Source organism: Rhodomicrobium udaipurense JA643 (genome assembly GCF_000636015.1).
Taxonomy (GTDB): Bacteria; Pseudomonadota; Alphaproteobacteria; order Rhizobiales; family Rhodomicrobiaceae; genus Rhodomicrobium; species Rhodomicrobium udaipurense.
Window position 1 is genome coordinate 25,619 of the sequence record NZ_JFZJ01000021.1, and the last position, 9,817, is coordinate 35,435.

Here is a 9,817-nt window from a genome sequence, read left to right on the forward strand (position 1 = left end):
CCGATGCATCCATGAAACGTTTCCTCATCTTCGTTCTGCTTCTGATCATTGGCGCGGTCATCGCGGCTTTCGCTGTCGCGAACCGACACGACGTCTCGTTCGTCGTTGATCCGTTCATCGACCGCGACATCGCGCTCAAGGTGAACCTGCCGTTCTACGTCTTCCTGTTTGGCGCAGCTTTTCTTGGCGCTATCGGCGGCTGGATCGCCGCGTGGCTCGGTCAGGGCCATTGGCGCAAGGCCGCACGCGACACGCACAGGGAGGCGGCCATCTGGAAGCAGGAGGCCGAGAAGCTCAAGCGCGGACTCGAGCAGGCTTTGCCGAAGCCCGGCGCCGCGCAGCCCCAGCAGCGAGCGCTTCGCTCCATCCGCTAGGCCGGTCCGCCGCGGCTTTGTCAGGCGGATTGGAGGGCCGGTTTACGCGAGCAAGTGGATGGGTGAAGCCCGGCGCGGTTCGACGGTCGCGAATGCAAGGCAGATTGAGGCGCATTGCCCGTTCCAAAGGGACGCGGGTTTGTGAAATCTCAGTCTTGAATAATGATCAGGCGGCGCGCTTGCGATGCCATCGAACGATAGCGATCCAAGATTTCGCGCTTCCGTGGAACGCGGAAGCCATAGATGAAATCACAGATAGCGTAGTTTCGCTCCGCCTCGATCTGGTGAGGCAGACACAAGCCTTCACGACAGCTTTGAGAGCATGACCGTTTCCGTCAAAATCTGCGGACTTTCAACCGAGGATACGCTCGAAGCAGCTATCGGCGCGGGCGCGGACTATGCGGGCATGGTGTTTTTCCCGAAAAGCCCGCGCAATGTTTCGGTCGCCCGGGCTGCGGAACTCGCGACGCTGGCGCGCGGACGGATCGCCATCGTTGCGCTGACGGTCGATGCCGACGACGCGCTTCTCGAAGCGATCAAGACCCGCGTCGCGCCGCTTCGGCGCTCGAATCATCAAGGCGGTGAAGGTCGGGAGCCTCGACGATATCGAGGCGTCGCGGGCATACGAGCCCTCCGCCGACATCGTGCTGTTCGATGCGCCGCCGCCTCGCGCGCCGGACGCGCTTCCCGGCGGCAACGGTATTTCGTTCGACTGGACGTGGCTCGCGAAGGCGCAACCCAGACCCGATTTTATGCTTTCAGGCGGCCTCGACCCTGATAATGTGCGCCTCGCAATTGCCACGAGCGGATCGGCAAGCGTCGATGTTTCGTCGGGCGTCGAGCGCGCTCCCGGCGTGAAGGATCCGAACCTCATCGCCCGCTTCGTCCGCGCCGCCAAACATCTTGAACCAGTCGCCGCGACCGCGGCGGAAGAGGATCGACATGGACCCCATCGCTGAAACGCCGCTGCATCTGAACAGTTACCGCACCGGCCCGGACGAAAGGGGCCATTTCGGGCTTTATGGCGGACGCTTTGTTGCCGAAACGCTGATGCCGCTCATCCTCGAACTCGAAGCGGCGTATGAGGCGGCCAAGATCGATCCCGCATTTCACGCGGAACTCGCAGACCTGAACGCCCATTACGCAGGCCGGCCCAGCCCGCTCTACTTCGCGGAACGGCTCACGCAGCACCTCGGCGGCGCGAAGGTCTACTTCAAGCGCGAGGAACTGAACCACACAGGCTCGCACAAGGTAAACAACTGCCTCGGCCAGATCCTGCTGGCGAAGCGCATGGGCAAGAAGCGCATCATCGCGGAAACGGGCGCGGGCCAGCACGGCGTCGCAACGGCCACGGTGGCCGCGCGGTTCGGCCTGCCATGCGTGATCTACATGGGCGCGACGGACATCGAGCGGCAGAAGCCGAACGTTTTTCGCATGCGGCTTCTCGGCGCGGAAGTGCGGCCCGTAATCTCCGGCACCGGCACGCTGAAGGACGCCATGAACGAGGCGTTGCGCGATTGGGTGTCGAACGTCGAGGACACGTTCTACATCATCGGCACGGTGGCCGGTCCGCATCCCTATCCCGCCATGGTGCGCGATTTTCAGGCGGTCATCGGGCAGGAAACCCGCGAGCAGATGCTTGCGGCGGAAGGCCGCCTGCCGGATACGCTGGTTGCGGCCATCGGCGGCGGCTCGAACGCGATGGGCATTTTCCACCCCTTCCTCGACGACCCGAGCGTAAAAATGTTCGGCGTGGAAGCGGCGGGCAGGGGCCTCGATGTGCCGAACGGGCATTGCGCCTCGCTCAACGGCGGCAAGCCCGGCGTGCTGCACGGCAACCGCACCTATTTGCTGCAGGACGGCGACGGCCAGATCCTCGAAGGACATTCGATCTCGGCGGGCCTCGACTATCCGGGCATCGGGCCCGAGCACAGCTGGCTGCGCGACACCGGCCGCGTGACCTATGTTTCGGCGACGGACCGCGAGGCGCTGGACGCGTTCCAGCTCTGCACGCGGATCGAGGGCATCATCCCCGCGCTCGAACCTGCGCACGCGCTCGCCTATGTGACAAAACTTGCCCCCACCTTGCCGCCGGACGATCTCCTCGTTATGAACATGAGCGGGCGGGGCGACAAGGACATCTTCGCCGTTGCCGGTCATCTCGGAATGGACATCTAGCGCACACGCGCGCTCTTAAGGCTCAAAGGCGATCATGCATCGGCTCGCGACAGTCTTCGAAGAATTGGCGGCTCAAGACCGCAAGGCTTTCGTCACCTTCATTACGGCTGGCGATCCCGACACCGCCACGTCTCTCGAAATCCTCAAGGGTCTGCCGGGGGCGGGCGCGGATGTCATCGAGCTTGGCATGCCCTTTTCCGACCCCATGGCGGACGGTCCGGCGATCCAGCGCGCGTCGCTGCGGGCGTTGCACGCCGGTCAGGACATGCACAAGACGCTCGCCATGGTGCGCGCCTTCCGCGAGACGAACAAGACGACGCCCATCGTGCTTATGGGCTACTACAACCCCATATACGTCTATCCGGTGGATAGTTTCCTCGCCGACGCGGTCGAGGCGGGCGTCGACGGGCTGATCGTGGTCGACGCGCCGCCGGAAGCCGACGACGAGCTTTGCATCCCGGCCATGAACGCCGGATTGAATTTCGTTCGCCTGACCACGCCGACGACCGACGATCATCGCCTCGGCGCCGTGCTCGCGAACACGAGCGGCTTCGTCTATTACGTGTCGATCACGGGCGTGACCGGAACACGCGCGCCCGACCTCGAAGCGGTGGCGAAGAACGTGGCTCGCATCAAGGCGAGAACCACGCTTCCCGTCGCGGTTGGCTTCGGCGTGCGCACGCCCGAACAGGCGAAGTCGATCGCGAGCGTCGCCGACGGTGTCGTCGTCGGCTCAGCGCTCGTGGACACCATCGCCCAGAGCCTTGACGACAAGGGGCGCGCGACCGAACTAACCGTAAGCTCCGTGCTCACATTGGTCGAAAAGCTCTCCGCCGGCCTGAAGGCAGCCTGAACACTAGCGAAGATGGCCTCCCTCGAGGCAATGAAAGCGAAAAGCCGTGAACTGGATCAATAGCGTCGTCCGCCCCAAGATCAGCGGTCTCTGGCAGAAAAAGGAGATGCCGGAGAACCTTTGGATCAAGTGCCCGGAAACCGGGCAGATGGTATTCCACAAGGATCTGGAGGCGAACCAGTTCGTTTTTCCGCAATCCGGCCATCACATGCGCATCGGGGCTGTGCCGCGGCTGAAATCCTTCTTCGACGACGGCAAGTTCGAGACGTTGTCCACACCCGAAGTGCCCGCCGACCCGCTGAAGTTCCGCGACGAGAAGCGTTATGCGGACCGCATCAAGGAAGCGCGCGCGAAAACCGGCATGCAGGATGCGCTGATCACCGGCGTTGGTCTGCTCGATGGGCTGACGGTCGTCGCGGGCGTGCAGGACTTCTCCTTCATGGGCGGCTCGCTCGGCATGGCGGCGGGTGAGGCGATCATCCTCGGCATGATGAAAGCCGTCGAGTTGAAAGCGCCATACATCCTTTTCGTGTCGTCCGGCGGCGCGCGCATGCAGGAGGGCATCTTGTCGCTCATGCAGATGCCGCGTACCACGGTTGCGGTGCAGCGCCTGCGCGACGCGGGCCTGCCTTATATCGTGGTGCTGACCAACCCGACAACGGGCGGCGTCACGGCCTCTTATGCCATGCTGGGCGACATCCACATCGCGGAACCCGGCGCGCTCATCGGTTTTGCCGGGCCGCGCGTCATCGAGCAGACGATCCGCGAGAAGCTGCCCGATGGCTTCCAGCGCTCGGAATATCTCCTCGACCACGGCATGATCGACATGGTGGTGCACCGCCATGAACTGCGCGACACGCTCGCCCGGATCTGCGCGATGCTGACGGCGGAGCGTCGCGGTGAGATCAAGGCGCGCGCGACGGCTGCGGCCGAGGACAACGCCCGGCATTTGAACGGCGCCGCCTCCGATGCCAAGCTGCCGGCGACGCCGGAACAGATCGCGGCGACAACCATCGAGCCTGCCTCGCCCGAGCCGACCAAGGCCCCGGCGCCCGCATCGCCGTCATGAGCAAAGCGGGGCACACTCGCGCCCCTCACAATTCTTCGGACATATCCTTGAGCTCACCCTCAGACAGCCTGCTTGCGCGCCTTCAGACGCTGCACCCGAAAAGCATCGACCTCTCGCTCGGCCGCGTGCATCGGCTTCTCCGCGCGCTCGGCGACCCGCATCGCAGCATTCCCCCCGTGGTTCACGTCGCGGGCACGAACGGCAAGGGGTCCGTGGTCGCGTTCCTGAAGGCGATGCTGGAAGCGTCCGGTTATCGCGCGCATGTTTTCACGTCGCCGCATCTGGTGCGTTTCCACGAACGCATCCAACTCGCGGCGCAGGGCGGTGCAAGGCCGATCAGCGAGAGCCATCTGGCCGACGTTCTGGCGCGCACCGAGACTGCCAATCGCGGTGAGCCGATCACGTTCTTCGAAATCACCACGGCGGCGGCGTTCCTCGCCTTCGCCGAAAATCCTGCCGACATCGTGCTTCTGGAGACGGGGCTCGGCGGGCGGCTCGACGCGACAAACGTCATCGACGAGCCTTTGGCAACCGTGCTGACGGCGATCTCGATCGATCATTGCTCCTATCTCGGCGATAGTATCGAAGCCATCGCCGGCGAGAAGGCGGGCATTCTGAAGCGCGGGCGCCCTGCCATCGTTTCGCGGCAGTCGGACGAGGCGATGCACGTCATTGCCATGCGCGCCGCAGCCCTCGAAGCGCCAGTTAGCGCGGCTGGAGCGAGTTGGGACGTGTTCGAGCAGCAGGGCCACCTCGTCTATCAGGATGAGGAGAGTCTGCTCGATCTGCCGCTTCCGCGCCTAGTCGGCCGCCACCAGTTCGAGAACGCGGGCACGGCCATCGCCTCCGCGCGCAATCTCGAAGGCTTCCACGTGTCCGAGGCCGCCATCGCAAAGGGGATCACGTCGGCGGTCTGGCCTGCGCGGCTCGAACGCCTCGGCCCCGGACATCTTCACGCTCTCGCGCCCGAAGGCTCGGAAATCTGGGTGGACGGCGGGCATAATCCGGCTGCGGGCGAAGTGGTCGCGCGCGCGCTTGCCGACCTCGAAGAGCGCGTGTCGAGCCCCATTCATCTGATCGTCGGCATGCTGTCGACCAAGGACGCGGGCGGTTTTCTCCGTCACTTTCAGGGCCTGCCCGAGCTTACGGCCACCGTCGACATCGAGGGCCAGACGTCGGCTTACAAGGCGGACGAGCTTGCCGCCATCGCGCGCCGCGAGGGACTTGCCGCCGAGCCCGCTGGAAGCCTCGAAGAGGCGTTTGCGAATAGCCGCGCCGCCGCGAAAGGCCCCGTCCGCATCGTCATCGCGGGTTCGCTCTATCTCGCCGGGCAGGTGCTCGCGGCCCACGCCGAAGAACCGCACGACTGAATTTCAGAGCGTTTATCGCGCGCCCAGAGTTTGGCCAACGACGTTCGAGATCGCCGGCGCAATCTCACGCAGGCTTTGCTGCGTGCTCGCATTCGAGCGCGTTTCGTTGGTGGGACCGAGGGTGATCTTCAGCCGGTGCGTGTCGGTGCGTCCCGCGCTTGCCAGCGAGTTGTTGCCGTTGTGGCCCTTGAAGTGCACCAGCGTCCAACTCGGGCTGATGTTTGCGCTTTTCACGACGGTGAACTCGATCGAATGGGTGATCGACTTGAGCGGGGCTTCGCAGTCTGCGGAAGGCGCGCCGGACCTTTGACGGCACGTGAAAGCCGGAGGCGCGGCGGGCCGAGTGCTTTGCTTCGGCTGCGGCGACAGCAGGGCGCGGTTGCCGCCTTCCAGCGGCCCGAGCACCGACTTGATCCACTGCCTGAGCCCAAGATCGCTGTTCAGATCGCGTCCCTTGGGAAGGATGCAATTGTCGAACGCTTCACGTCGGTTGATCTTGCTCGCCGGGTTGAGTTGCTCGTGCACCTCCGTGAAATTCATGGAGAAGCTCACGCTCTCTGTCCGCGAAGCCGTGGTGGCGACGCCGCCGCCGAGGCCAAGCGAAAAGCCGCGCGAGAAGGTGCCGAGTGAAGCCGATCTGAAAGGCGGAAACGGATCAAGCACAGCGACCGAAGGCGTGATCGAAGACGACTCGTTGGCGATCAGGTCGAGGTCGACATTCGCGCCCCAGGTCTGAAACCAGACGTATTCCTTGGGAATGTCACGCGTCGCGTCGTAGATCTCGCATTTGACGCGCTTCACGACCTCGTTGATCGGAATGCTGCCGTCCTCACGCGCCTCGGTGCCGTTGATAGGGCTGAGCGCGGGCACCGTTGTGCAACCGCCAAGCCCGACAAGCGCACATGATGCGGCGACGGAAAAAAACTGCGCAACACGCATGAAAGAATGCCCCGACCCAAGCCGGGCGCAAGCTTACACACGGCGGCTATCGAGCAACAAGGCGCGCCCTTTGCTGCTCCTGTTGATATCCGTCAATGGCGTGTCATGAGAAAGCGACTGTTGCTTCTGGAACACCAAATAACAATCTTTGGTGGGTTGTATTATAATGGAAAAACCTTGGGTTGTTGTTTTGGTGCGCGCGATTATTTTCGGTTCAGCCGCGCAATGAGGCTCGACGTGTCCCAGCGCTTGCCGCCCATCGCCTGCACCTCGGAATAAAACTGATCGACAAGCGCGGCGAGCGGCAGATGAGCGCCGTTCTTACGCGCCTCGTCGAGACAGATTGCGAGGTCCTTCCGCATCCAGTCGACCGCGAAGCCGAAGTCGAACTGCCCAGCGTCCATCGTCTTCGAGCGGTTTTCCATCTGCCAGGACTGCGCCGCGCCCTTGGAGATCGTGTCGATCACGGCGGCCACATCGAGCCCCGCCTTCTGCGCGAAGTGGATGCCCTCCGCGAGCCCCTGCACAACGCCCGCGATGCAGAGCTGATTGACCATCTTTGTGAGTTGGCCCGCGCCCGCCGGCCCCATATGCCTCACCGCGCGTGCGAACGAGGCGATGACCGGTTCGGCACTGGCGAAGGCGTCCGCGTCGCCGCCGACCATCACGGTCAGCGTGCCGTTTTCCGCGCCCGCCTGTCCGCCCGAAACCGGCGCGTCGAGGAAATGCGCGCCGTGCGCCTTCGCGGCCGCGTGAAGCTCGCGCGCGACATCGGCGGAGTCGGTGGTGTTGTCGATGAAGATCGCGCCGGGCTTAAGCGCACCGAACGCGCCGTCGGGAGCGGTCGTCACTTCGCGCAGGTCGTTGTCGTTACCGACGCAGGAGAAGACGAAATCCGCACCCTTCGCGGCCTCAGCGGGCGTCGGCGCGTGCTGGCCGCCGAACTCCGCCACCCATTTCGCCGCCTTCGCCGCCGTGCGGTTGAAGACCGTCACATCGTGGCCGCGCTTCGCGATATGCCCGGCCATGGGATAGCCCATGACGCCAAGTCCGATGAATGCAACCTTGCTCATGAGCGCGCTCCTTCAGATTTAGCGGGCCAATCGGCCGATGCGCTTATACGGGACGGAACGCGAGCACCTTGTCGATGCGTCGGCCGTCGAGATCGATCACCTCGAACACCCATGAGCGCCAGCGGAACTTCTCGCCCACGGCGGGAATGTGCCCGAGTTGCGCGAGCACGAAGCCCGCAAGCGTCGTATATTCCGCGTCGTCCACGGCCATGCCGTTCACGTCGAGCACGCGCTCCACCTCGTAGACCGGCATCTGCGCGTCGAGCAGCCACGAGCCATCCTCGCGCTGAACGGCGGACTGTCCAATGTCGGCCTCTTCTTCCGGCAGCTCGCCCGCGATCCCGGCGAGGATGTCGGCGGGCGTCACGATGCCTTGAACGGTGCCGTGTTCGTCGAGCACGATCGCCATGTGGACGAGCGTGTTCTTGAACATTTCGAGCAGCTTCAGAACGTTCGTGCTCTCGTGAACGTAGAGCGGTGCCATGATCGCCGCTTCGAGATTGATCTTGCCGCCGTGGCGGCACTGTTCGAGCAGCGTTTTTGCGTGGATGACCCCGAACGTTTCGTCCACGTCGTCGCGGCAGACCGGAAAGCGGGAATGACCGCTCGAGAAGATGTCGTTGAATATGGCTTCTTCGCTGTCGTTGACGTCGAGCCAGATGATGTCGCGCCGGGGCACCATGATCGAGCGAACCGAGCGGTCGGCGACGCTCAACACGCGCTCGATGATTTCCTGTTCGGCCTTCTCGAACACACCGGCCTCGGTGCCTTCCGCGATCATGGACTTCACCTCTTCCTCGGTGACTTCCGGCTCGGCCTTCATCGGGCCTGCGAGCCGGAGCACCGCATCCGTCGAGAGGCGAAGGAAGAAGGAGATCGGGGTTGAAATGGTGGCCCAGACGTTCAGGGTCGGCGCCACGAGGCAGGCGATGACTTCCCGGTTTGCGAGCGCGAGCCTTTTCGGCACGAGTTCGCCAATCACGAGCGAGAAGTAGGAGATTGTCGCCACGACGATGAAGGAGGCGAGCCAGCTGGACCAGGAGCCCAGCCATTCCACGCCTTCAAGCGCATAAGCAAGCGAGGGCGCGAGCGTCAATTCGCCATACGCGCCGGAGAGGATGGCAACGACCGTGATGCCGATCTGCACGGCGGGGAGAAAACGGCCTGGGTCCGCGTTCAATGAGGCGGCAGCAACAGCGCCGCGCTTGCCGTCGCTGACGAACTTGTGGAGCCGCGCGGGCCGGGAGGAAACGATCGCAAGCTCCGCCGCCACCAGAAAGGCGTTGAGCAGAATGAGAGAGACAATGACGAGGAGTTCGGGCCAGGGCATCGATGTGTGAGGTGTCGCTTCTGGGGGATGTTATAGCGGGTGTTCGCGACAACCGTAATAAAATATGGGTTCAGCGCCAATTTTCCGCATGGTAGCGAGCTTGTGTCGACGTCGGCTTACCCTGTTTGACGGCGTAGAGGTGGCATGCTGTCGGCCGGTCGACGGAATTTGCCTGGGGGCCGTATCAGTTCATCGGGCATTTTGTGAGCGTAGGGCCACAACGTCAGAGGAAACCGGGCTTGAACCCGGCTTCCAGCGTCATGGGCGGAGCGTTTCTTCCGCATGCAGCCCGTGGGAAGCATGCGTCCGAGGAGCCGCCCGAAGGCCAAACTACCCCCGTCCACTCGGAGGATAGAGATGTTGATGCATTCGGAAAATATCGCTCTCCGGAAGCGTGATGCACCGCCTGCGTCCTCCATTGCCGGAAATCTGCTGCGAACGGTACCGTAAGAGACCTGCGAGAGCTGCTTTCAGCATCGGTCCTCCGACTGTCGCCCTGGGCTTTGTCTCGTGGAGGAGAAAGCCCGGATCAGACGTATGAGCCTCCTCACGCTCAGCTTTCCGCGCTGGAATGAAGGCTCTGCGGGCATTCGGAAGCCGGAGGCGCTTCGCCGCCGACGCCTTCGCCCGC

The 9,817-nt window shown here is 63.6% G+C and carries 8 protein-coding genes and 1 pseudogene; 6 read left to right on the top strand and 3 right to left on the bottom strand.

What is annotated here, in order from left to right; all coding sequences use genetic code 11:
• The first annotated feature begins 11 nt into the window (after positions 1–11).
• The 6 genes and pseudogenes from T281_RS05370 to T281_RS05395 all read left to right on the top strand — a co-directional run bounded on the left by T281_RS05370 (position 12) and on the right by T281_RS05395 (position 5,844).
• Positions 12–374 (top strand): hypothetical protein, encoded by a 363-nt coding sequence (locus tag T281_RS05370; protein ID WP_052037088.1) that lies wholly within the window; start codon positions 12–14, stop codon positions 372–374.
• Positions 375–696: 322 nt separating this feature from the next.
• A pseudogene (locus tag T281_RS05375) lies at positions 697–1,367 on the top strand (phosphoribosylanthranilate isomerase); the annotation flags it as partial.
• Positions 1,347–2,552, top strand: coding sequence for a tryptophan synthase subunit beta (gene trpB / locus T281_RS05380; RefSeq protein ID WP_420834873.1), 1,206 nt, complete (start codon positions 1,347–1,349; stop codon positions 2,550–2,552). The pseudogene T281_RS05375 and the gene trpB, both read left to right, overlap by 21 nt.
• A 31-nt stretch (positions 2,553–2,583) precedes the next feature.
• On the top strand, positions 2,584–3,405 hold the full coding sequence (gene trpA, locus T281_RS05385) for a tryptophan synthase subunit alpha (protein ID WP_162173117.1): 822 nt from the start codon (positions 2,584–2,586) through the stop codon (positions 3,403–3,405).
• A 46-nt stretch (positions 3,406–3,451) separates the two neighbouring features.
• Positions 3,452–4,474: an acetyl-CoA carboxylase, carboxyltransferase subunit beta gene (accD, locus tag T281_RS05390; RefSeq protein ID WP_037235368.1), complete on the top strand. Its 1,023-nt coding sequence runs from the start codon at positions 3,452–3,454 to the stop codon at positions 4,472–4,474.
• On the top strand, positions 4,471–5,844 hold the full coding sequence (locus T281_RS05395) for a bifunctional folylpolyglutamate synthase/dihydrofolate synthase (RefSeq protein WP_199502375.1): 1,374 nt from the start codon (positions 4,471–4,473) through the stop codon (positions 5,842–5,844). The genes accD and T281_RS05395 overlap by 4 nt, the downstream gene beginning before the upstream one ends.
• A 12-nt stretch (positions 5,845–5,856) precedes the next feature.
• On the opposite strand, the gene T281_RS05400 is transcribed toward T281_RS05395, so the two are convergent.
• The 3 genes from T281_RS05400 to T281_RS05410 form a co-directional block, all read right to left on the bottom strand.
• Positions 5,857–6,783 (bottom strand): hypothetical protein, encoded by a 927-nt coding sequence (locus T281_RS05400; protein WP_037235374.1) that lies wholly within the window; start codon positions 6,781–6,783, stop codon positions 5,857–5,859.
• Positions 6,784–6,986: 203 nt separating this feature from the next.
• The gene (locus T281_RS05405) at positions 6,987–7,856 is read right to left on the bottom strand and encodes an NAD(P)-dependent oxidoreductase (protein WP_037235377.1); all 870 of its coding nucleotides are present in this window, start codon (positions 7,854–7,856) and stop codon (positions 6,987–6,989) included.
• A 43-nt stretch (positions 7,857–7,899) separates the two neighbouring features.
• Entirely contained in the window at positions 7,900–9,186 is a 1,287-nt protein-coding gene (locus T281_RS05410; protein WP_013418579.1) for a hemolysin family protein, read from the bottom strand.
• Between the last annotated feature and the right edge of the window lie 631 nt (positions 9,187–9,817).